Here is a 21519-nt window from a genome sequence, read left to right as displayed (position 1 = left end):
GCGCCCCATGAATTTCCTATGGCCTCAATTCCTCTGGCTGCTGGCCGCGGTGCCGCTCCTGGTGCTGTTGTACGCCTGGCTGATGCGGCGCAAGAAGAAGCTGGCGCTGCGCTATGCCAGCCTGTCGATCGTGCGGGAAGCCATGGGCGCCGGGCAGAGCGTGCGGCGCCACATCCCGCCGCTGCTGTTCCTGCTGGCCATGGCCGCGATGCTGGTGGCCGCCGCGCGGCCGGTGGCCGTGGTGACGTTGCCGTCGAACCAGCAGACCATCATCCTCGCGATGGACGTCTCCGGCAGCATGCGGGCCACCGACGTGCTGCCCAACCGCCTGGTCGCGGCGCAGGAGGCCGCCAAGGCCTTCATCAAGGACCTGCCACGCACGGTGAAGGTCGGCATCGTCGCCTTCGCCGGCAGCGCGCAGGTGGCGCAGCTGCCCACCGTCAACCGCGACGACCTGGTCACCGCCATCGACGCCTTCCAGCTGCAGCGCGCCACCGCCACCGGCAACGCCATCGTGGTGTCGCTCGCCACGCTGTTCCCGCAGGCCGGCATCGACATCTCCAACTTCGGCCCGCAGAGCCGCCAGCGCGGCGTGCCGATCGAGCAGGCCGGCAAGGCGCCGGCGCCCGAATTCACGCCGGTGGCGCCGGGCTCCTACACGTCGGCCGCCATCATCATGCTGACTGACGGCCAGCGCACCACCGGCGTCGATCCGCTGGACGCGGCCAAGGTGGCGGCCGACCGCGGCGTGCGGGTGTACACCGTGGGCATCGGCACGGTCGACGGCGAGACCATCGGCTTCGAGGGCTGGTCGATGCGGGTGCGCCTCGACGAAGAGACGCTGAAGGCCGTGGCCAACAAGACCTCCGGCGAGTACTTCTACGCCGGCACCGCGGCCGACCTGAAGAAGGTCTACGACACGCTGAGCTCGCGGCTGACGGTCGAGAAGAAGGAAACCGAAGTCTCGGCGCTGTTCGCACTGGCGGCCGCGGCGCTGGCGCTGCTGTCGGCCGGGCTGTCGCTGTTCTGGTTCAACCGCATTCTTTGAAGCGCCGCGCCACGAGCGTGCATCACCGCTTCAGGCGATGCCGGCCGGCGCGGCCGCCAGCAGCCGGCGCGTGTAGTCCTGCTGCGGCTGCGCATAGAGCTGCGCCGTCAGGCCCTCCTCGATGATCTCGCCCTGGTGCATCACGATCACGCGATCGCACAGCTGGGCCGCCACCCGCAGGTCGTGGGTGATGAACAGCAGCCCCAGCCCGAGTTCGTCGCGCACCTCGCGCAGCAGCGTCAGGATCTGCGCCTGCACGCTCACGTCGAGCGCACTGACTGCCTCGTCGGCCACCAGCACGCGCGGCCTGCAGGCCAGGGCGCGCGCAATCGCGATGCGCTGGCGCTGGCCGCCCGAGAACTGGCTCGGGTAGCGCTCCAGCCCTTCGCGCGGCAGGCGCACCTTGTCCATCAGATCGGCCGCGAGCGCCACCGCATTGGCCCGGCTGGCGCCGAAATTCATCGCGCCTTCGACGATCGAATCGCCGACCTTCAGGCGCGGGTTGAGCGAGCGGTTCGGGTCCTGGAACACCACCTGCACCTGCGAGCGCAGCCGGCGCAGGTCGGCTTCGCGCAGCCGGGCCACATCGTTGTCGCCCCAGACGATGTTGCCCTCGCTGGGTTCGATCAGCCGGATCAGGCAACGCGCCAGCGTCGATTTGCCCGAGCCCGATTCGCCGACGATGCCGACGGTTTCGCCGGCACGGACCCGCAACGAAGCGGCCTTCAATGCGTCTGTTCGGCGCTTGCGGCCCAGCCAGTCGTGGCTGGTGTAGGTCTTGCCGACCGCGGCCGCCATCAACAGGTCGGGGCCCGTCGGTGTGGGCCGCGCGGGCGGTGGCGTCATGCTGGGAACGGCGCCGAGCAGCATGCGCGTGTAGTCGGCCTGCGGGCGGCGCAGCACGGCGTCGGCCGGGCCGTATTCCACGCCCACGCCCTGGTGCATGACCAGCACCTCGTCGGCGATCTCCGCCACCACGCCCATGTCGTGGGTGATGAACAGCACCCCGCTCTGCAGGCCGCCGGCCCCGCCCGCGGCGGCGTCGGCTTGCAGTTCGCGGATGAGCTTGAGGATCTCCTTCTGCGTGGTCACGTCGAGCGCGGTGGTGGGCTCGTCGCAGATCAGCAGGGCCGGCTGGAGCACCACCGCCATCGCGATCACGATGCGCTGGCGCTGCCCGCCCGAGAGCTGGTGCGGATAGCTGCGCACCATGCGTGCGGGCTCGGGCAGCTTCACGCGCGCCAGGATCCGCAGCACTTCCTGCTCGCGGCGCGATCCACTCCAGTCGGTGTGCTCCTTCAGCAGTTCGTCGATCTGCTCGCCGCAGGTCATGACCGGGTTGAGCGCCGTCATCGGCTCCTGGAACACCATGCCCATCGCCTTGCCGCGCAGCTGGCGCAGGCGCAGCGCCGAAGCGTCGAGCAGCGACTCGCCCTGCAGCCGGATGCTGCCTTCGGAGACTTTCAGTTCCTTCGGCAGCAGGCCCATCACCGCCGTGGCCATGACCGATTTGCCGGAGCCCGACTCGCCGACCACGCAGACCGTCTGGCCGGGCTCGATGCGAAGACTCACGCCCTGCACCGCATGCGCACGGTCGGCGCCCGGCGGCAACGCGACATGCAGCCGGTCGATGACGAGAACCGGTGGCGGGCTCATCGGCATGCGCCGCCTCTCAGGTTCCAATGCTGGACGGCGTTCATGCGGACCTCTTCGCGAATTTCGGATCGAGCACGTCGCGCAGACCGTCGCCGAGCAGGTTGATGGCCAGCACCATCGGCACCAGGAACAGGGCCGGGAACAGCACGTTGCCGGGGTACTGGGTGAACTGCACCCGGCCTTCGGCCATGATGTTGCCCCAGGTCGGCACATCGGCCGGCAGACCGAGGCCCAGGAAGCTCAGGATCGCTTCGGTGAGCACCGCCGACGCGGCGATGAAGGTGCCCTGCACGATCAGCGGCGCCAGCGCGTTGGGCAGGATATGGCGCGCCAGGATCACCGACGTCGGCGTGGCGAGCGCACGCGCTGCCTCGACGAAAGGTTCCTCGCGCAGGCTCAGCACCAGCGAGCGCACCAGGCGGGTCACGCGCGGAATCTCGGGGACCGCGATCGCGACCACCACCGTCCACAGCGTCGCGCCGAGCGCTGCCACCAGCGCGATCGCCAGCAGGATCGACGGCACTGCCATCAGCCCGTCCATCGCGCGCATCAGCACCGCGTCGACGACGCGGAAGTAGCCCGCCATCATGCCCAGGAGCGCGCCGATGGCGATGGCGACACTCGCGGTGAAGCCCGCCACCAGCAACGAGGTGCGGGTGCCGTAGAGCACCCGGCTGTAGACATCGCGGCCGAAGTTGTCGGAACCCATCCAGAAGGTGTGGGGCACCGAGCTGCCGTCGAGCAGTGCGAACTCGCCGTGCTCGCCGGCCGCGGTGTTGATGTGGGCGGAATCCATCGCCGACGGATCGACCGTGCCGAGCAGCGGCGCCGCCAGGGCCGCCGCGAGCAACAGGCCCAGCACCACCGCGCCGAAGCGGAACGCGCCATTGCGCCAGAGGCGCCGCCAGAGGGCTGCCACCGGTCAGTTCTTCTTGATGTTCCAGTAGACCTGTGCACCGCCCGGCACCAGGCCGCTGATGTTCGAGCGCAGCGCCGCCGGGTTGTTGTACTGGCCCAGCGGCACGTGGCTCACCGTCTCGAAGGCACGCAACTGCAGTTGCTCGGCGAACTTCTTCTTCTCGGCATCGGTGCCGGCCTGGGCGAACTTGACCTTGAGCTCCTCGATGGTCTTGTCGTCCTGCCAGCCGAACCAACCCTTGTCGCCGGTGGCGTTCATCATCGCCATCGTCAGCGGGTTGAGAATGTCGCCGGCGGTCCACGAGGTCATGAAGGCATTCCAGCCGCCCTTGTCCGGCGCGTCCTTCTTGGCACGCCGGGCCACCAGCGTGGCCCAGTCCATCTGCTGCATGTCGACCTTGAAGCCGGCGGCCTCCAGCTGCTGCTTGGCCACCAGCGGCAGCTTGGCGATGCTGGTCAGGTCGGTCGGGCGCATCAGCAGCACCGGCTGCCCCTTGTAGCCCGCGTCCTTGAGCATCTGCGCCGCCTTCTTCGGGTCGGCGGTGCCGGTGTAGATGCCGGTGTTCTCGCTCGCGAAGGGCGTGCCGCAGGGGAACATGCTCTTGCAGAACTTGAACATCCCCGGCGCGCCGACCTGGGTCTTGAGGAAGGATTCCTGGCCCATCGCGACCATCGCCGCCGCGCGGATCTTCACGTCGTCGAAGGGCGCATGCAGATGGTTGAAGCGGAAGATGAACTGCAGCCCGGCCGGCTGGGCATCGACCAGCTGGACGCCGGGCGTGGCCTTCAGCGTCGCGTACTGCTCGAAGGTGGGCTGCTCGACGATGTCGACCTCGCCCGCCACCAGGGCATTCATCTGGGTCTGCGGGTCGCGGATGATGACCCACTCGACCCGATCGACGTAGACGTTCTTGCCGCCCGCGGTACCGCTCGGCGGTTCGGCGCGCGGCTTGTATTTCTCGTTCTTGGCGTAGACCACGCGCTCGCCGGGTTTGTATTCCTCGGCGACGAACTTGTAGGGACCGGAGCCGACCTGCTCCTTGACCTGCTCGCTGCCCGGCGTGGCCGCCACGCGTGCCGGCATGATGAAGGGCGTGTTCGACGACGGCTTGCCGAGCGCCTCGAGCATCACGCCGAAGGGCTGGCTGAGCTTGAGGACGAAGGTCTTCGCATCCGGCGCTTCATAGGCCGACACGCTCCGGGCCATCACGCTGCCGAAGGTGTCGCGGCTGGCCCAGCGCTTGAGCGAGGCCACCACGTCGGCGCTGGTGACCGGCTTGCCGTCGTGAAACTCCAGCCCGTCGCGCAGCGTGAAGGTCCAGGTCAGCGCATCTTTGGACACGCTCCACTTGTCCACCATCTGCGGCTTGATCTTGCCTTCCTCGTCGGTGCCGAAGAGCGTGTCGTAGATCATGTAGCCGTGGTTGCGCGTGACGTAGGCCGTGGTCCAGATCGGATCGAGGATCGTGATGTTGGACTGCGGCACGACGCGCAGCGTCTTCACCTGGGCCTGCGCCGCGGGCACCAGCAGCATCGCCGCCGCAAGGGCCGCTGCGGGTACGAGGGTGGACAGCAGTGAACGGGATCTCGGCATCATCGGGAAGGCTCCAGCGGTGGATCGGGGGGATGGATCGGGCCGAACGGTCTAGCAACAAGCGCGCCCGCGGACGGCAACGCGGCCATCGCGGGCGCCGGGCAGGCAACTTGCATCCAGCCCCGGGGCCTCTTCACCCTCTCCCCGAGCCCATCGCCATGTTCCCTGTCCTCGACGTGTCTCAGCATCCCGACGCCCATGCGCGTGGCCGCGCCTACGGCCGCACCGCCGCCACGCAGGTGGCGCGCAGCATCGCGACCTACACCCGGCTGTTCGCCGCCTGCGGCATCGGCTGGGACGACGCCGAGCGCCGGGCGGCACGCTACCTGCCGGTGATCGAGGCGCTCGACGCGCAGCTCGTCGACGAACTGCGCGGCATCGCCGAAGGCAGCGGCCAGCCCTTCGCCGCCATCCTGGCGCTGAACTGCCGCACCGAGATCCTGCCGTCCAACTACCTCGACCCGGCCGGGCAGGAGGTGTCGGAGTGCACCGCGATGTGCGTCGCGCCTGAAGCCAGCGCCACCGGGCACGCCTGGTTCTCGCAGAACTGGGACTGGCTCGGGTCGCAGCGCGAGGCGCTGGTGATCCTGAAGACGATCGACGCCCGCGGCCGGCGCATCACCACGCTGACCGAGGCCGGCATGCTGGCCAAGATCGGCCTCAACGACGCCGGCTTCGCGCTGGGCCTGAACATCGTGCGCTCGCGCGAGGACGGGCAGCAGCCCGGCGTACCGGTGCATGCGCTGCTGCGGCACCTGCTGTCGTGCGGCTCGCTGGCCGCGGTGCGCGAGCGCCTGCAGGCGCTGCTGCCGCTGGGCTTCGGCTCGGCGTCGAACATCCCGTGTGCCGATGCGGCCGGCGAGGTGGCCTGCTTCGAAGTCGCGCCCGCGGGCTGGGCCGAGCTGAAGCCGGTCGATGGCACCGTGGTGCACACCAACCACTTCCTGTGCGAGGCGCTGCTGCCGCACCAGGCGCCGCTGGGCGCCGTCACCTCGAGTGCGCCGCGCCTGGCCACGGCGGCGCACCATGCACAGCGCGATGCGGCGCGTCCCCGCCTCGGCCTGCCCGAGCTGCAGTGCTTTCTGCGCGACGAGTCGGACGGCTACCTCAGCATCTGCCGCTCGCCCGATCCGCAGGTGCCGGCGGACAGCCGGATGGAAAGCGTGGCCGGCATCATCATCGACCCGCAGGCACGCCGAATGTGGATCGCGCCCGGCGTGCCGAGCCGCGTCGACTTCAGCGAGGTGACCTGCGCTGACCTGGTTTGAGCGCCGCGCGGCCTCAGGGGCGCGTCCGCGTCGCCGGCGAAAGCCGCTTCCACGGCAGGTCGGCCGGGTCGGCGGCCATCGGGCCGGCGGCCTTGGCGACGATGATCTCGCTGGCAATGGGCGTGAAGTCGGCGCGGAAGTGGTTGGAGCTCTTGACCACCAGGATCTTCATCGCCTCGGGCACGATGCCGACCATGCGCAACAGCTCGCGGTCGAGCAGTTGCTTCTTGCCGCTCGTCACCGCGACCAGGATGCCGTCGATCTCGAGGCAGGCGCAGGCGCCCAGGTGCACCGTGACGCCGGTCATCATCGGACCCTTCAGGGTGACGATGCCGTCGCTGATGGCGCGCACCTTGAACTCGCCCTGCACCGGCGGGTCGCTGGGCTGGCCGGTGAAGGTAGGCACCGCGGTGCCGAGCGCGAGTGTCAGCGTCGCGCCCACGCCGGCCGCGGCGGCGCGTTCGGCCGCGCGCGGGTCGGCCATCAGGCCCAGCGCCACCTGGCCCGGGAAGGCCCGGCCCGCGCCCTGCTGCAGCAACGCATGCAGCAGACCGGTGGTGTTGCTGTCGCCGCCCGCGCCGGGGTTGTCCTGGGTGTCGGCCAGCACCACGGGCGCGCTGGCAGTCTCCGCCAGCGCCATGGCCTTGCGCACCGCCGCGGCCGCGTCGAGGTAGTCGGGCCGCCATTGGGTCGGCTCGGCGACGCGCGCGTAGAGCCTTTGCACCGCGGGCTCGGCGTGCTCGCCGTAGCCCCAGACCATGGGTGCGCATTCGTCGAAGTCGGCGGCGGGGAAGGCCATGCAGAAGCTCAGCACGGTGCCGAAGTCGCGGTCCATCTCGACCAGTTCGTCGTAGAGGCCGCGGGCCGGCGCCATCCAGGTGCTTTGGGCATTGAGCGGAATCAGGAAGGGCAGCCGCCGGTGGTGCATCGGCTCGCGGCGCCCGAGCCTGAAGCGCCGCGCCAGCAGCTGGGCCGCCAGCTCGCCGGTGGCCGCCATGTCGACGTGCGGATAGCTTCGGTAGGAAACCAGCGCATCCGCCTCGGCCAGCATCCGCAGCGTGACGTTGGCATGCAGATCGAGGCTGGCGACGATCGGCACGTCGGTACCGACCACGCGACGGATGCGCGCGATCAGTTCGCCCTCGGTGTCGTCGACGTGCTCGGCCACCGCCGCGCCATGCAGGTCGAGGTACACCGCGTCGAAGCCGCCCTGGTGCACATCGGCCAGGATCGATGCGCTGATACGCTCGAAGGCATCTTCGGTCACGTGGGCCGAGGGGATCGCGCCGGCCCAGCTGCTTGGGAGCAGTTGCCAGCCGTGGGTGCGCGCCGCGTCGATGAACCCGCCGATCGGCAGGTTGATGCCGCTCAGCCGGTCGAGCATCGGCTGGCCGTGCACGAAGGCAGGGAACGAGTCGCCGCGGTTGAAGGCGGCCCAATCGGCGCGCGTCGGTGCGAAGGTGTTGGTTTCGTGCTGGTAGCCGGCGACGAGGATCTTCAATGGGCGTCCTTGGTGCACGCGCGAGCTGGGGCCGCGCGGAGGGTGCAGGTCAGTAGCGGATTCGCGGGTCGAGGAACAGGTAGCTCACATCGACCAGCAGATTGATCAGCACGTAGAGTACGCTGAACAGCAGCACCACGCCCTGGATCACCGGGAAGTCGCGGTTGAGCACCGCGTCGACCGTGAGCGAGCCCAGCCCGGGGATCGAGAACACCGTTTCGGTGACCACCACACCGCTGATCAGCAGCGCCACGCCGATGCCGATCACGGTGACGATGGGCACCGCGGCATTCGCCAGCGCATGGCGCAGCAGCACGGCCGATTCCCGAATGCCTTTGGCACGCGCGGTGCGGATGTAGTCCTCGGTCAGCGCTTCCGAGACGCTGGCGCGGGTGACGCGCGCGATGAGCGCGACGTACACCGTGGCCAGCGTGAGCCACGGCAGCACCAGCTGGGCGGCCCAGGCGCCGAGGCCCTGGCTCGACGGGCCGAAGAGCCGGCGATAGCCCTGCACCGGCAGCCAGCCGAGCTTGATGGCGAACAGGTAGATCAGCACGTAGCCCACGACAAAGGCCGGGACGGAAAAGCCGGCCACCGACACCCCCGACAGCGCGCGGTCGAGCCAGCCGCCCATGCGCCATGCCGCCAGCGTGCCCAGCGGCACTGCGATCAGCACCGACAGCAGCAGCGTGCCGGCCGCCAGCGACAGCGTGGGCTCCATGCGCTGGAGCACCAGTTCGACCACCGGCTTGCCGACGTAGAACGAATAGCCCAGGTCGCCGCGCAGCGCGTTGGAAAACCAGATCCCGAACTGCGTCAGCAGCGGCTTGCTGAGCCCGAGCTGCTCGCGGATGCGGGCGATGTCGTCGTTGGTGGCGTTGTTGCCGGCGATCACCGCCGCGGGGTCGCCGGGTGTCAGCCGCAGGATGAGGAACACGATGACCGTCACGACCAGCAGCACCGGGATGACGGCCAGAAGGCGTTGGAAAAGGAATCTGAGCATGGATGAAGTGCGCCGGCGGCCTCAGGTTTGCGCACCTGAAAAGGCAGCGTGGGCAAGCGCGGGACGGCCGGGTACAGACATGCGGGGTCTCTAGCAAAAAGCCGGCCACCGCCGCCTGAGGCACCGCCCCGGCACCGCGCCAGCGCGGCCCTCAGCGACCGCGCGTCAGCATCCGGCCGGCCCGCGCCAGCACCCGTGCCTCGCCGCCACGGTAGGCCCGCACCCCGTTGACGAAGACCTGCTCGATGCCCACGCTCACGCCGTGCGGCCGGTCGTAGGTGGCGGTGTCGGCCACCGTCTGCGGGTCGAACACCACCACGTCGGCCATCGCGCCCAGGCGCAGCAGGCCGCGGTCGGCGATGCGCAGGTTGCGCGCGGTCATGCCGGTCATCTTGTGGATCGCCTGTTCGAGCGTGAACAGCCGACGGTCGCGCCAGTAGCGCGCCAGCACGCGCGGGAAGGCGCCCCACAGGCGCGGATGCGGATGCCGGTCGTGTGGCAGGCCGTCGCTGCCGATCATCGTGAGCGGATGCGCGATCACGCGTTCGACATCCTCCTCGTGCATCTGGAAATAGCAGGCGCCGCCGGGCTTGAGCCGCAGGCAGGCCGCCTGCTCGCCGACGCCCCATTCGCGCGCGATGTCGGACAGCAGCCGGCCGGTCATCTCCGGATGCGGGTCGGACCAGGTGAGCAGCACGTCGATGACGCCGTCGACCAGGTCCTCGCGCAGCACGGTCGACCCGGCCACATAGGGGTAGACGTCCATCGAGATCTTCTGCCGCTCGGCCAGCGCCTCGATCAGCGGCAGGGTTTCCTTCGTGCGGCCCCAGTTGGCCGGGCCGGCGCACTTGTGGTGCGAGATGACCAGCGGCACGCCGGCCGCGAAGGCGGTGTCGCCGGCCTCGTGCATCGCCTCGATGATCTGCTGCATCTCGCTGCGCAGGTGCGTCGCGTACACGCCGCCGTGCCGGGCGACCACGCGCGCCAGCGCGGTGACCTCGTCGGCCGGCGCCGCCATGGCCTCCTCGTAGAACAGGCCGGACGACAGGCCGTGCGCGCCCTGCACCATGCAGTCGTCGAGCAGGGCCGCCATGCGTGCGAGCGCGTCCGCGTCGGCCGGCCGGTCGAGCGCCTTCATGGTCGCGAAACGCAGTGTGGTGTGGCCGACCAGCGCCGCCACGTTGAGTGCAGGCCGGGCCTCGGCCACGGCGGCACGGTAGTCCGCCATCGAGGCATGCCGGAACGAATCGGCGCCCAGCAGCGTGAGCGGCGGCTTCGACTGCGCCGTGCGGTACGGCGCCAGCGAAATGCCGCAGTTGCCGGTCACCACCGTGGTGATGCCCTGCGACACCTTCGGCAGGCAGAGCGGGTCGCGCAGCACGATGGCGTCGTCGTGCGTGTGAGCGTCGATGAAGCCCGGCGCGATCGCCTGGCCGGCGCAGGGCACCACGTCCACATCGCCGATCGCCACGCCGGCCGGCAGGCGCTGCCGCAGGCCCTCGCCCAGCGCGAGGATGCGGTCGCCGCCGAGCAGCACGTCGCCCGGCCACGACGGGCCGCCGCTGCCGTCGATCACCAGGCCGCCTTCGAGCAGCGTGTGCGTGCGGGGCTCAGCCATGCGTCACCCCGCCGCCGTCCCAGCTCTGCAGCGGATGCGTCGTGGCGTCGATGCCGTGGCGCTGGAAGGCTTCGCGCGCGCGCTGCAGCCGCTGCACCGCGGGCTCGCCGCGGCGCTGCGCCACCAGCACCGTCAGGATCTCGATCGCCGTCAGGTGCGTGAGGTAGGCATCGATGCCGACGTGCATCACCGCGTCATCGGGCACCGACAGGCCCAGCACGAAGTCCGCCTTGGCCGCCAGCGCCGTGCCGGGCCGCGTCAGTGCCACGACCTTCGCGCCCTGTCCGCGCGCGATGTCGACCGCATCCAGCAGCGAGGGCATGCCGCCGACGTGCGAGATGGCGATGACCACGCCGCCGGGCCGCTGCGCCGCGCCCGCCACCTGCTGCAGGTGGTAGTCGGACCAGGCGTTGGCCGACAGGCCGAGGCGGAACAGCCGCGCCTGCAGGTCGCTGGCCATGAACCAGGAGGTCGCACCGGCGCCGTACAGATCGACGTGCGGGGCCGCCGCGATGGCCGCGACCGCGCCTTCCAGCACGCCCATGTCGAGCTGGCTGCGCACGCCCGAGACGGAGGCCGCGGCGCTGCGCGCGATCTTCGCGACCACCTCGTCGGCCGCGTCCGCGATGTTGACGCGCCGGTGCAGCGCCGAGCCGCCGAGCGCCAGTTCCTGGGCCAGCGCCAGCTTGAATTCGCGCAGGCCCGCAAAGCCCAGGTCGCGGCAGGTGCGCATGATGGTCGGCACCGAGCTGCGCGAGCGCTCGGCCATCAGCTCGAAGCTTTCCTCCAGCACCCGGTCGGGGTCTTCGAGGATCAGGTCGAGGATGGCGCGCCGGGTGGCGGGCGCGGCCGCACGGATCTCGGCCACGCGCTGAAGCAGGGAGGACGCCATGGCTAGAAGTGCATCGACACCGCATCGACGACGCGGTAGTCGTCGTCCACCACCGGCATCCAGTGCCACTTGTCGAAGGTGGTGCAGGGGTGCGAGATGCCGAAGCCGATGCGTTCGCCGACCACCGGCGCCAGCGCGTCGTCGGCGGCGCTCCAGCGCAGGTAGGCGTGCTGGTCGTTGAGCGCGCTGACCTGCCAGCTGGCCGGCACCGGCGAGGTCGCCCGCGCGCCGAGCGCGGCCCGCGCGATCGGCGTCGGCATCGAGAGGTCGAAGGAGATGTCGCGCTTGCCGACCGCGACGATCGCCAGATTCGGCTCCGGGCACGACTGCACCGTGGCCCAGACCTCCATGGCCGGGCGCAGGCTCTCGCCCTGCGCGCAGCCCATGCGCGCGTCGATCGAGACCTGCAGGCGTTGGTAGGTGCCGTGGTCGTGGGTGACATAGCAACCCGAGCGCAGCAGCCCGCGCACCGGCATGCGCAGCGCCGGCTTCAACCGCGCCGCGACCAGGTCGTACAGGGCCGAACCGCCGGCCGAGACCAGCACCTCGTCGCCGTCGAACAGCGCCTGCGCTTCGCAGTGGCGCGCCACCGCCTCGACCCGGTCCATCAGCTGGTTGGTGTAGGCGGTGTCGGGCCCGCTCTCGCCGGTGGCGCCCTGCCCTTCGTAGCATTCGATGCCGACCAGCTGCACCGCGGTGCTCGCATGCAGCCGCTCGGCCAGCGCCACGGCCTGCGCGTGGGTTCGGCAGCCGGTGCGGGCGCCTTCCACGCCGATCTCGACCATGACCTCGAAGGGCACGCTGTCGGCGTGGCGGCCGGCCCAGTCTTCGATCAGCGCGAGCTGCGCCGCCGAGTCGACCAGGAACACGATGCGCAGGTCGGCATGGGTGCGCAGCAGCAACTGGATGCCGGCCAGGTCCTGCTCGCTCACCACCTGGTTGGCGATGAGCGTGCGGCGCGCGCCCGCGGCCACGCCGACGGCGAGCTGGGTGACGGTGGCGAAGGTGATGCCCCAGGCGCCGGCCTCGAGCTGCTTGCGAAAGAGCTGCGGCGACATGGTGGTCTTGCCGTGCGGCACCAGCTCGACACCCCAGCCATCGACGCGCCGCTGCATCCAGCTCAGGTTGTGCTCCAGCGCCTCGCGCTTGAGCAGCGCCACCGGCAGCGGCAGGTCGCCGGCCAGCAGGTTCCAGCCGGTCTGCCGGAGGGCACTGCGGCGCAGCGGTGCAGCGGTGCGGGGGAAGCCCTTGAGCGCGCTGCTCAGCAGCGGGTCGTCGATGTCGTCGACGGCAATGGTGGCGGAGATGGCGTGGTCGGTCGCGTGGTCGGTCATGGTCATTGGAAGGCGGTCGGAAGCAGGTCGGTTCGGATGCAGGCGGAAAAGCGGCCGGGGGCGCGGGCCTCCAGCGGCGGCACCGTCTCTGCGCAGGCGTCGATGGCATGCGGACAGCGGGTGCGAAAGACGCAGCCGGAGGGCGGATCCATCGGGCTCGGAATGTCGCCCTTCAGCGCGACGTGCTCGCTCGGCTGCAGCGGATCGGGCTTGGGGCTGGCCGCCAGCAAGGCGCGCGTGTAGGGGTGCAGCGGCCGCTCGAAAAGCTCGGCCGTCGTCGCCACTTCCATCACCTTGCCGAGGTAGAGCACCACCACCCGGTCACAGAGGTATTCCACCACGTCGAGGTCGTGCGAGATGAAGAGCATGGTGAGCGACAGCCGCTCGCGCAGGTCGGCCAGCAGGTTGATGACCTGCGCCTGGATCGACACGTCGAGCGCCGACAGCGGCTCGTCGGCAACGATGAACTCGGGCTCCACCGCCAGCGCGCGGGCCACGCCGATGCGCTGGCGCTGGCCGCCGGAGAACTCGTGCGGAAAGCGGCTGGCGTGCTCCGGCCGCAGGCCGACCGTCTCCAGCAGTTCGGCGATGCGGCGCTCGCGGGCCGCGGCGCCCTTGTGCAGGCCGTGCGTTGCCAGCGCTTCGCCGAGGATGGCGCCGATGCGCATCTTGGGGTTGAGGCTGGCGTAGGGGTCCTGGAAGATGATCTGCAGCTTGCTGCGCAGGCGACGCATGCGCTCGCCCGACAGCTGGCCGATGTCGTCGCCGCGGTAGAGCACCTCGCCGCCGCTGCGCTCGAGCAGCCGCAGCACCGTGCGGCCGATGGTGCTCTTGCCGGAGCCCGATTCGCCGACCAGGCCGAGCGTCTCGCCGGCGCGGATCGCGAAGGACACGTCGTCGACGGCGCGCACCGGCCGGGCGCCCGAGCCGAAGTACTTCTTCAGCCGGCGCACCTCGATGAGCGGCACCTCGGCGTTCGTGTCGGGAAAGGAGGCGATGGAAGTCGTCATGGCTCAGGCGGCCTTCTCGAAGGATTCAACGGCGGCCGGCACGCGGATGCAGCGCGCCTGCCGCCCAGCCTCGGTCGCGATCAGCGGCGGCATCGCGTCGCGGCAGGCGGCGATCGCCTGGTCGCAGCGCGGCTCGAAGGCGCAGCCCGGCGGCGGTGCCAGCGGGCTCGACACCTGGCCACGGATCGCGAACAGCCGGCGCGGCCGCACACCGCCGGTGCGCACCGCATGGCCCGGCAGGCAGGCCAGCAGGCCCTGCGTATAGGGATGCCGCGGTGCCGCGAAGAGCGGCCGCACCGGCGCATGCTCGACCACCCGGCCGGCGTAGAGCACCACCACGTCGTCGGCATGGTGCGCCACCACGCCGAGGTTGTGGGTGATGAAGAGGATGCTCATGCCGGTCTCGCGCTGCAGGCGGCGCATCAACGCCAGGATCTGCGCCTGGATGGTCACGTCGAGCGCGGTGGTCGGCTCGTCGGCGATCAGCAGCGTCGGGTCGCAGGCCATCGCGAGCGCGATCATCACCCGCTGGCGCATGCCACCGGAGAGCTGGTGCGGGTACTCGTGCAGCCGCTGGCCGGCCGCCGGGATCTCGACCAGGTCGAGCATGCGCCGCGCATGCGCCAGCGCCGCCGTGCGGTCGAGCCCCTTGTGCAGCCGCACGCTCTCGGCGATCTGCTCGCCGATCTTGAAGACCGGGTTCAGGCTGGTCATCGGCTCCTGGAAGATCATCGACAGCTGGTTGCCGCGCAGCGCGCGCATGTCGCGCCCGCCGAGCGTCAGCAGGTCGACCGTCTTGCCCTCGCGCGTGACGAAGGCGGTCTGGCCGTGGATCTGCGCATTCGCGGTCTTGGGCAGCAGGCCCATCAGCGTGAGGCTGGTGACCGACTTGCCCGACCCCGACTCGCCCACCAGCGCGGTGGTCTTGCCCGGGAGGATCGAGAAGCTCACGTCGGCCACCGAGCGCACCAGGCCGGCCTCGGTGGGGAAGCAGGTGCTGAGGTTGTGGACCGCGAGGCGCGGCGTTTCGGTGTTCGCGGTCATCAGACGGTCTTCTGAAGCTTGGGGTCGAGCAGGTCGCGCACGCCGTCGCCCAGCAGTTGCAGCGACAGCGCGGTCAGGATGATGGCCAGGCCGGGGAACAGCACCACCCAGAAGGCGCGGTTGGCATATTGCTGGCTGCCCGCGACCATGGTGCCCCAGGTCGGGATCTCGGGCGGCACACCGACGCCGAGGAAAGACAGGCCGGCCTCCGCGAGGATGGCGTAGGCGAAGATGAAGGACACCTGCACCAGAATCGGCGAGAGCAGGTTGGGCAACACATGCCGCCACAGGATGCGCGAGGTGCGCACGCCGAGCGCCCGCACCGCCTCGATGAAGAGCAGCTCACGCACCACCAGCGTGGACGCGCGCACCACCCGTGCGACCCGCGGCGTGTAGACCAGCACCAGCGCCAGCACCACGTTGCCGAGCGAGGCGCCGAGGATGGCCACCAGCGCGATCGCCAGCAGGATGTCGGGGAAGGACATCATCGCGTCGACCAGCCGCATCAGCGGCGCATCGAGCCGGCGGAAGAAGCCGGCGATGAGGCCGAGCAGCGTGCCGAACACCACCGAGCCGAGCGCGGTGAGCGCGGCGATGGCGAGCGAATAGCGCGCGCCGTGCACGATGCGCGCATAGAGGTCGCGGCCGAGTTCGTCGGTGCCCATCAGATGCTGGGCGCTCGGTGCCTTCAGGCGCTCGAGCACCGCGGTGTCGTTCGGGTCGGCCGAGGCGAACCAGGGCGCGCCGATGGCGAGCACCGCGATCACCAGCAGCACGACGGCCGACAGCATGACGATGCGACGGTGCATCAGCTGGCGCAGGAGTCGGGGCATCGGCATGTCAGACTTTCACGCGCGGGTCGACCACCGCATACAGCAGGTCGATCGAGAAGTTGATGAGTACGTAAATGGCCGCGATGACCAGCAGCGCGCCCTGGATCACCGGGTAGTCGCGCCGCAGCACCGCATTGACCACCAGGCTGCCGACGCCGGGCAGGCCGAACACCGTCTCGGTGACGACCGCGCCGCCGACCATCAGCGCGGCGGTGAGGCCCAGCACGGTGACGATCGGCACCAGCGCATTGCGCAACGCATGCTTGAGCACCACCACCGTTTCCGACAGCCCCTTGGAGCGGGCGGTGCGCACATAGTCCTCGCCCAGCACGTCGAGCATCGAGGCCCGCGCGAAGCGGATGATCAGCGCCGAATTCAGGATGCCGAGCACCGTGGCCGGCAGGATCAGCGCATGCACCCGCTCGGCCAGCGGCGCGTCGGGCGCGCCGTAGCCCGACACCGGGAACCAGCCCAGCGACACCGCGAAGAACTGGATCAGCACGATGCCGAACCAGAAGCTCGGGATGCTGGCGCCGAGCATCGCGATGCCGGTGAAGAACTGGTCGATCCAGCGGCCCCGGAACACCGCCGAGACGATGCCGCACGGCAGCCCGATCAAGGCCGCAATGCCCACCGCCATGAGCGACAGCAGCGTGGTCGGCTCGGCCCGCTCCCACAGCGCCTGCGTCACCGGTCGCTGCAGGAAGATCGACTGGCCGAGGTTGCCCTGCAGCACCTCGCGCAGCCAGTAGCCGAACTGCACCGGCAGCGGCTTGTCGAGGCCGTAGTCCTTCTTCACCCGCGCGATGTCGGCGGGCGTGGCCTGGTCGCCCAGCAGCACCGAGATCGGGTCGCCCGAGGCCGCGCGGGTGAGGATGAACACCAGCACCGCGACCAGGGCGAGCACGACCAGCATGCCGGCGGCACGGGAAGCGAGATAACGAATCATGTGCGCTGCAGTCGTCGGTCTTACTTGATGCGGGCGTTCCAGAAGAAGGGCCAGGTCGCGGGCTGGTAGTTGTCGAGCGCGGGGCTCCTGGCCGACAGGCCGTTGAACTTGCCCACGTTGATGTAGGGCACCTCGTCGTAGACAACCTGCTGCACCTTGCCCCACAGCGCGCCGCGTTTGGCGGGGTCGCTCTCGACATTGAAGGCCTGCAGCGCCGCCTTCTTGGCCGGCGTGTCCCACCAGCCCGGTGCGCCGTCGCCCAGTTGCGGCGGCGACAGCATCGGCTCGGGGAACTGGCCCGAGTGGGTCACGTAGATGTCCCACAGCTTGGCATCGTTGCGGCGCTGCACCAACGTGGCCCAGTCGACCACGTTCAAGTCGACCTTGAAGCCGGCGCGCTTGAGCTGCTCGGCCATCAGCAGCGACATGTTGTAGTGGAAGTCGTACTGGCGGCTGGTCAGCACGCGGATCGGCTCGCCCTTGTAGCCGGCCTTGGCCGCAGCCTCCTTGGCCTTGGCCGCGTTGCGCTGGTTGTACTGCTCGGTGCCGGCGGTCGCATAGAAGGGCGAGCCCTTCGGGAAGTGGTTGCCCTCGGCGACGAAGAAGCGGGTGTCGCCGAAGCCGGCGGCGAGCATCTCGCCCTCGCCCAGCGCGATCTGGATCGCCTGGCGCATCGGCTGGCTGGCAGCCACGCCTTCCTTGGTGTTGAGCACCAGGTAGGGGAAGCCGAAGGCCGGGGTCATGATCGGCACCGTCTTGCCCGCGGCCTTCTCCAGGCGCGACAAGGCCTCGACCGGCAGCAGGTCGGCGAAGTCGTACTGGCCGGCCAGCGCGCCCTCGACACGGGTGCTGGCGTTGGGCACCGGCACGAAGCGCAGTTCTTCGATGGCCGCCTCGCGCTTGCCGCCGTAGCCGTTGGCCGCTTCCTTGCGCGCGCTGTACTTGTCGAAGCGGCTCAGCAGCACGTACTGGTCGGGCTTGCGCTCCTTGAACTTGTAGGGGCCGGTGCCGACGAAGTCCTTCAGCGGGGAGGCATTGGTCTCCTTGGCCATGATCGCGGCCATGCCGCTGGGCAGGGCCAGCTGGGCCAGCAGCGGCGCATACGGCTCTTTCAGCACCATCTCGACGGCGAGCGGCCCCTTGGCCTTCAGGCTGTCGACCACCTTGCCGAGGGCCTTGCCGCGCGGCGACTGCTCGATCCAGCGCTGCAGGCTGGCGACCACGTCGTCGGCCGTCAGTTCGCGGCCGCTGTGCAGCATCACGCCCTTGCGCAGCGTGATCGCATAGTTCTTGCCGTCGGCCGAGATCTTCGGCATCGATTCGGCCAGCATCGGCACCACGTTCCACTTGGCGTCGAAGGTGTAGAGCGGCTCGTAGACGTGCTGCATGATCGTGCCGACCAGGTCGGCGGTGGAGGCCATCGGGTCGAGCGTCTGCGGCTCGGCCACCATCGCCAGCGTCGCGAAGTTGCGCGACCCCTGGCCCTGGGCGTGGGCGTGGTGCGACGGCAGCGCGGCACACAGCAGCGCGAGCAAGGAAACGCCCAGCAGGCTGCGCTTGGACATCAAGGGCAAGGACAGGCGTGGGACGCGACCGAGGTGGGGCATGGGGACTCCTGAAGAAGGGGCGAGGGTTGAAAGAAATTTTCTTTCCGGCCCGGACTTTGAAGCACTATCCATGCCAAATCATCCGCGTTTACCCGCGGTTTGACGCGCCCATGAAAGATATTTTCACTTTGGAGAGATACTTCGGGCTCCTCTTCCGATCATCCTTCGTCCCCTGGAGTCCTCATGCCCCTCGAATACCTCGGCGCCCCGCCCCTCGCCTCCGACCGTCAGGTCCGCCCCTTCTCCCCGGCGGTGCGCGCCGGCGACTTCATCTACGTGTCGGGCCAGGTGCCGGCCAACAAGGACGGCGAGATCGTGGCCGGTGGCATCGAAGCCCAGACGCGCCAGGTGATGGAGAACCTCAAGACGGTGCTCGCGCTGGCCGGCGCCACGCTCGACGACGTCTGCAAGAGCACCGTCTGGCTGCAGGACGCGCGCGACTTTGGTGCCTTCAACCGCATCTACATGGGCTATTTCGGTGAGAACAAGCCGGCCCGCTCGACCACCGAGGCGCGGCTGATGGTCGACGCGAAGGTCGAGGTCGACGTCGTGGCCTACAAGCCCCGCTGACTACAGCAGCTCGGTCTTGCGCTGGATGATGCGCGAGACCAGCCCGTACTCGACCGCCTCCTCGGCCGACAGCCAGCGGTCGCGCTCGATGTCGGCCAGCACCAGGTCGAGCGCCTTGCCGGTTTCGCGTGCGATCTCGTGCGCGATGCGCTGGCGCGCCTTGATGATCTCCTGCGCCTGGATCGCGATGTCGGTGGCCTGCCCGCCGGCACCGCCGCTCGGCTGGTGGATCAGGAAGCGGGTGTTGGGCAGGCAGACGCGGCGCTCGCGCGGCGCCGCCAGGTAGAGGTGGGTCGCGGCGCTGCCGACCCAGCCGGTGCCGATCATGTTCACCGGCGCGCTGATGAAGCGCACGATGTCGTGGATGGCGTCGCCCGACTCCAGATGCCCGCCGGGCGAGCTCACCAGGATGTCGATCGGCTTCTCGGCGTTGTCGGCGTCCAGCGCGATGAGCCGACGCGTCACGTCGGCGGCCACCGAATCGGTGATGGTGCCGAAGATCAGCAGGGTGCGCGACTTGAACGCCTTTTCTTCCAGGTAGGCATTGCGCGGCTCGGCCGTGGCAGCCGGCCGCGGGTCGTCGGATTCCATCGAGTGCATGGGCAGCATGGGGAGAGCTCCTGTGGTTGAACGGTCTGGAGGGTCGGTCGAGGCGCAAGCCTAGCGCTTTGCGAACTCGCGCGCCTAGATCCGGGTGACGCGGGTGACCCGGGTGGCCCGCGACCGCCTCAACCGGCCAGGCGCCCCGCCACCAGTTGCAGCACCCGGTCGCAACGCTTCGCCAGGTCCTGGTCATGCGTGACCATCACGAAGGCGGTGCCGTGCCGGCGCGCCAGGTCGAGCATCAGTTCGAACACCTTGTCCGCGGTGTTGCGGTCGAGGTTGCCGGTCGGTTCGTCGGCCAGCACGCAGGCGGGTTGGGTGACCAGCGCGCGTGCGATCGCCACCCGCTGGCGCTCGCCGCCGGACAGCTCGGCCGGCCGGTGCTGCAGGCGCTCGCCCAGGCCGACGGCCCGGAGCATCTGCTCGGCGGCGGCCGCCTGCTCGGCCGGCGGAGCGCGCCGGATCTTCAGCGGCATCGCCACGTTGTCGAGCGCACTGAACTCCGGCAACAGGTGATGGAACTGGTAGACGAAGCCCAGGTGCTGGTTGCGCAGCCGGCCCTGTTCGGCGGCGTCTGCCTTCGCGATGTTCTGGCCGTGCAGTTCGACGCTGCCCGCGGTCGGCGCGTCGAGCCCGCCCATCAGGTGCAGCAGCGTGCTCTTGCCCGAGCCCGAGGCGCCGACGATGGCCAGCGTTTCGCCGGCATGCACATCGAGGTCGACGCCGTGCAGCACGGTCAGGTCGATGCGGCCTTCGTGGAAGCGCTTGGTGAGGCCGCGCACCTTGAGGACGACCTTGCCGGTGTTGGCTTCACTCATAGCGAAGTGCCTCCGCGGGATTCACGCGACTAGCGCGCCAGCTCGGGTACAGCGTGGCCACGAAGGCCAGGGCCAGCGAAATCAGGGTGATGGGCATGATGTCCGACTGCTGCGGATCGCTCGGCATCCGGCTGATGAGGTAGATGTCCTTGGGCAGGAAGCTGGCCTGGAAGAGCCGCTCCAGCGCCGGCACGATCACGTCGATGTTGTAGGCGATGCCCAGCCCCAGCAGCAGGCCGCCCAGCGTGCCGATCACGCCGACCATGGCGCCCTGCACGACGAAGATGCCCATGATGCTTCTCGGGCTCGCGCCCAGCGTGCGCAGGATGGCGATGTCGGCGCGCTTGTCGGTCACGGTCATCACCAGCGTCGACACCAGGTTGAAGGCCGCCACCGCGACGATCAGCGTGAGGATGATGAACATCATGCGTTTCTCGACCTGCACCGCGGCGAACCAGGTCTTGTTCTGCCGCGTCCAGTCGCGGATGAGGAAGGAGCCCGGCAGCGTCACCGCCAGCTCGTCGGCCACCTGGCGCGCCTGGTTCAGGTCCTTGAGCTTCAGGCGCACGCCGCTCGGCCCTTCGAGGCGGAACACGCGCGCCGCATCCTGCTCGTGGATCATCGCCAGCGCCGAGTCGTATTCGTAGTGCCCCGAATCGAAGGTGCCGACCACGGTGAACTGCTTGAGCCGCGGCACCACGCCGGCCGGCGTCACCTGGCCCCCCGGGGCGACGAGCGTGACCTGGTCGCCGACCCGCACGAAAAGCGATCGCGCCAGCTCGCCGCCGAGCACGATGCTGAATTCGCCGGGCACCAGCTTGTCGAGCGCGCCCTTCTGCGCGGTGCTGGCGAAGTCCGTCACCTCGGGTTCGAGCTTGGGCTCGATGCCGCGCACCAGCGCGCCCTTCATGTCCTCGCCGCGTGCGATGAGTGCCTGGGTGGTGATGAAGGGGGCCACGCCGATCACCTCCGGGTTCTTGCGCGCCGCGTCCATGATCGGGCCGATGTCCTGCAGCGCCTGGCCGTCGCGCGAGAAGATCTCGATGTGCGACACCACGCCGAGCATGCGGTCGCGCACCTCTTTCTGGAAGCCGTTCATGACCGACAGCACGATGATCAGCGCCGCCACGCCCAGCGCGATGCCGAGCATCGAGACACCGGAGATGAAGGAGATGAAGCCGTTGCGCCGCGTCGCCCGGCCCGCACGCGTGTAGCGCCAGCCGAGTTGCAGTTCGTAGGGGAGGGGCATAGGG

19 protein-coding genes are annotated in these 21519 nt (G+C 69.7%); 3 read left to right on the top strand and 16 right to left on the bottom strand.

The features are described from left to right. The first annotated feature begins 7 nt into the window (after nucleotides 1-7). Nucleotides 8-1048 carry a VWA domain-containing protein gene (locus ACSFBE_RS07910; RefSeq protein ID WP_435489830.1) on the top strand — a complete coding sequence of 347 codons (1041 nt, stop codon included), beginning with the start codon at nucleotides 8-10 and terminating at the stop codon, nucleotides 1046-1048. Nucleotides 1049-1078: 30 nt separating this feature from the next. On the opposite strand, the gene ACSFBE_RS07905 is transcribed toward ACSFBE_RS07910, so the two are convergent. From ACSFBE_RS07905 to ACSFBE_RS07895, 3 genes are read right to left on the bottom strand one after another with little or no spacing between them, the layout of a single operon-like run. Further along, nucleotides 1079-2710: a dipeptide ABC transporter ATP-binding protein gene (locus tag ACSFBE_RS07905; RefSeq protein WP_435489829.1), complete on the bottom strand. Its 1632-nt coding sequence runs from the start codon at nucleotides 2708-2710 to the stop codon at nucleotides 1079-1081. Nucleotides 2711-2744: 34 nt separating this feature from the next. Further along, a complete protein-coding gene (locus tag ACSFBE_RS07900; RefSeq protein WP_435489828.1) occupies nucleotides 2745-3623 on the bottom strand; it encodes an ABC transporter permease in 879 nt (292 codons plus the stop codon). A gap of 3 nt (nucleotides 3624-3626) precedes the next feature. Beyond that, nucleotides 3627-5219 (bottom strand): ABC transporter substrate-binding protein, encoded by a 1593-nt coding sequence (locus ACSFBE_RS07895; RefSeq protein WP_435489827.1) that lies wholly within the window; start codon nucleotides 5217-5219, stop codon nucleotides 3627-3629. Nucleotides 5220-5374: 155 nt separating this feature from the next. Between ACSFBE_RS07895 and ACSFBE_RS07890 the strand changes: the two genes are divergently transcribed. Further along, nucleotides 5375-6484 (top strand): C45 family autoproteolytic acyltransferase/hydrolase, encoded by a 1110-nt coding sequence (locus ACSFBE_RS07890; protein ID WP_435489826.1) that lies wholly within the window; start codon nucleotides 5375-5377, stop codon nucleotides 6482-6484. Nucleotides 6485-6497: 13 nt separating this feature from the next. Here the strand turns inward: ACSFBE_RS07890 and ACSFBE_RS07885 are convergent, their stop codons facing one another. The 10 genes from ACSFBE_RS07885 to ACSFBE_RS07840 all read right to left on the bottom strand — a co-directional run bounded on the left by ACSFBE_RS07885 (nucleotide 6498) and on the right by ACSFBE_RS07840 (nucleotide 18275). Then, on the bottom strand, nucleotides 6498-7985 hold the full coding sequence (locus ACSFBE_RS07885; RefSeq protein WP_435489825.1) for a M81 family metallopeptidase: 1488 nt from the start codon (nucleotides 7983-7985) through the stop codon (nucleotides 6498-6500). A gap of 49 nt (nucleotides 7986-8034) precedes the next feature. Beyond that, nucleotides 8035-8988, bottom strand: a complete 954-nt coding sequence (locus ACSFBE_RS07880; protein WP_435489824.1) for an ABC transporter permease — start codon at nucleotides 8986-8988, stop codon at nucleotides 8035-8037. A 151-nt stretch (nucleotides 8989-9139) separates the two neighbouring features. Then, complete coding sequence (locus ACSFBE_RS07875) at nucleotides 9140-10606, bottom strand: N-acyl-D-amino-acid deacylase family protein (RefSeq protein ID WP_435489823.1); 1467 nt, start codon at nucleotides 10604-10606, stop codon at nucleotides 9140-9142. Continuing rightward, complete coding sequence (locus ACSFBE_RS07870; RefSeq protein WP_435489822.1) at nucleotides 10599-11498, bottom strand: MurR/RpiR family transcriptional regulator; 900 nt, start codon at nucleotides 11496-11498, stop codon at nucleotides 10599-10601. Before ACSFBE_RS07870 ends, ACSFBE_RS07875 begins: the two co-directional genes overlap by 8 nt. Nucleotides 11499-11500: 2 nt before the next feature. Beyond that, nucleotides 11501-12832 (bottom strand): alanine racemase, encoded by a 1332-nt coding sequence (locus ACSFBE_RS07865; RefSeq protein WP_435490003.1) that lies wholly within the window; start codon nucleotides 12830-12832, stop codon nucleotides 11501-11503. A gap of 2 nt (nucleotides 12833-12834) precedes the next feature. Further along, nucleotides 12835-13842 carry an ABC transporter ATP-binding protein gene (locus ACSFBE_RS07860; protein ID WP_435489821.1) on the bottom strand — a complete coding sequence of 336 codons (1008 nt, stop codon included), beginning with the start codon at nucleotides 13840-13842 and terminating at the stop codon, nucleotides 12835-12837. Nucleotides 13843-13845: 3 nt separating this feature from the next. Further along, on the bottom strand, nucleotides 13846-14886 hold the full coding sequence (locus tag ACSFBE_RS07855) for an ABC transporter ATP-binding protein (RefSeq protein WP_435489820.1): 1041 nt from the start codon (nucleotides 14884-14886) through the stop codon (nucleotides 13846-13848). Further along, on the bottom strand, nucleotides 14886-15725 hold the full coding sequence (locus ACSFBE_RS07850; protein ID WP_435489819.1) for an ABC transporter permease: 840 nt from the start codon (nucleotides 15723-15725) through the stop codon (nucleotides 14886-14888). Before ACSFBE_RS07850 ends, ACSFBE_RS07855 begins: the two co-directional genes overlap by 1 nt. 1 nt (nucleotide 15726) lies before the next feature. Further along, nucleotides 15727-16668, bottom strand: coding sequence for an ABC transporter permease (locus tag ACSFBE_RS07845; protein ID WP_435489818.1), 942 nt, complete (start codon nucleotides 16666-16668; stop codon nucleotides 15727-15729). 20 nt (nucleotides 16669-16688) lie between these two features. Then, on the bottom strand, nucleotides 16689-18275 hold the full coding sequence (locus ACSFBE_RS07840) for an ABC transporter substrate-binding protein (protein ID WP_435489817.1): 1587 nt from the start codon (nucleotides 18273-18275) through the stop codon (nucleotides 16689-16691). Between the two features lie 183 nt (nucleotides 18276-18458). On the opposite strand from ACSFBE_RS07840, the gene ACSFBE_RS07835 reads away from it, so the two are divergent. Beyond that, nucleotides 18459-18845 (top strand): RidA family protein, encoded by a 387-nt coding sequence (locus tag ACSFBE_RS07835; RefSeq protein ID WP_435489816.1) that lies wholly within the window; start codon nucleotides 18459-18461, stop codon nucleotides 18843-18845. On the opposite strand, the gene ACSFBE_RS07830 is transcribed toward ACSFBE_RS07835, so the two are convergent. From ACSFBE_RS07830 to ACSFBE_RS07820, 3 genes are all read right to left on the bottom strand, one after another. Beyond that, the gene (locus tag ACSFBE_RS07830) at nucleotides 18846-19454 is read right to left on the bottom strand and encodes an ATP-dependent Clp protease proteolytic subunit (RefSeq protein ID WP_435489815.1); all 609 of its coding nucleotides are present in this window, start codon (nucleotides 19452-19454) and stop codon (nucleotides 18846-18848) included. A gap of 119 nt (nucleotides 19455-19573) precedes the next feature. Next, complete coding sequence (lolD, locus tag ACSFBE_RS07825; protein WP_435489814.1) at nucleotides 19574-20266, bottom strand: lipoprotein-releasing ABC transporter ATP-binding protein LolD; 693 nt, start codon at nucleotides 20264-20266, stop codon at nucleotides 19574-19576. Further along, complete coding sequence (locus ACSFBE_RS07820) at nucleotides 20259-21515, bottom strand: lipoprotein-releasing ABC transporter permease subunit (RefSeq protein ID WP_435489813.1); 1257 nt, start codon at nucleotides 21513-21515, stop codon at nucleotides 20259-20261. The genes lolD and ACSFBE_RS07820 overlap by 8 nt, the downstream gene beginning before the upstream one ends. Nucleotides 21516-21519 lie beyond the last annotated feature (4 nt).

The organism is Variovorax sucrosi (assembly GCF_051216635.1).
Taxonomy (GTDB): domain Bacteria; phylum Pseudomonadota; class Gammaproteobacteria; order Burkholderiales; family Burkholderiaceae_C; genus Variovorax.
Note: the sequence above shows the minus strand (reverse complement) of the source record. Positions and strands in the feature narration are given on the sequence as shown.

Coding starts and splice junctions, on each gene's coding strand:
- ACSFBE_RS07910 (WP_435489830.1), top strand. CDS start 8: ATGAATTTCCTATGGCCTCAATTCCTCTGGCTGCTGGCCGCGGTGCCG.
- ACSFBE_RS07905 (WP_435489829.1), bottom strand. CDS start 2,710: ATGCCGATGAGCCCGCCACCGGTTCTCGTCATCGACCGGCTGCATGTC.
- ACSFBE_RS07895 (WP_435489827.1), bottom strand. CDS start 5,219: ATGATGCCGAGATCCCGTTCACTGCTGTCCACCCTCGTACCCGCAGCG.
- ACSFBE_RS07890 (WP_435489826.1), top strand. CDS start 5,375: ATGTTCCCTGTCCTCGACGTGTCTCAGCATCCCGACGCCCATGCGCGT.
- ACSFBE_RS07880 (WP_435489824.1), bottom strand. CDS start 8,988: ATGCTCAGATTCCTTTTCCAACGCCTTCTGGCCGTCATCCCGGTGCTG.
- ACSFBE_RS07875 (WP_435489823.1), bottom strand. CDS start 10,606: ATGGCTGAGCCCCGCACGCACACGCTGCTCGAAGGCGGCCTGGTGATC.
- ACSFBE_RS07870 (WP_435489822.1), bottom strand. CDS start 11,498: ATGGCGTCCTCCCTGCTTCAGCGCGTGGCCGAGATCCGTGCGGCCGCG.
- ACSFBE_RS07865 (WP_435490003.1), bottom strand. CDS start 12,832: ATGACCGACCACGCGACCGACCACGCCATCTCCGCCACCATTGCCGTC.
- ACSFBE_RS07860 (WP_435489821.1), bottom strand. CDS start 13,842: ATGACGACTTCCATCGCCTCCTTTCCCGACACGAACGCCGAGGTGCCG.
- ACSFBE_RS07855 (WP_435489820.1), bottom strand. CDS start 14,886: ATGACCGCGAACACCGAAACGCCGCGCCTCGCGGTCCACAACCTCAGC.
- ACSFBE_RS07850 (WP_435489819.1), bottom strand. CDS start 15,725: ATGCCGATGCCCCGACTCCTGCGCCAGCTGATGCACCGTCGCATCGTC.
- ACSFBE_RS07845 (WP_435489818.1), bottom strand. CDS start 16,668: ATGATTCGTTATCTCGCTTCCCGTGCCGCCGGCATGCTGGTCGTGCTC.
- ACSFBE_RS07840 (WP_435489817.1), bottom strand. CDS start 18,275: ATGCCCCACCTCGGTCGCGTCCCACGCCTGTCCTTGCCCTTGATGTCC.
- ACSFBE_RS07835 (WP_435489816.1), top strand. CDS start 18,459: ATGCCCCTCGAATACCTCGGCGCCCCGCCCCTCGCCTCCGACCGTCAG.
- ACSFBE_RS07830 (WP_435489815.1), bottom strand. CDS start 19,454: ATGCTGCCCATGCACTCGATGGAATCCGACGACCCGCGGCCGGCTGCC.
- lolD (WP_435489814.1), bottom strand. CDS start 20,266: ATGAGTGAAGCCAACACCGGCAAGGTCGTCCTCAAGGTGCGCGGCCTC.
- ACSFBE_RS07820 (WP_435489813.1), bottom strand. CDS start 21,515: ATGCCCCTCCCCTACGAACTGCAACTCGGCTGGCGCTACACGCGTGCG.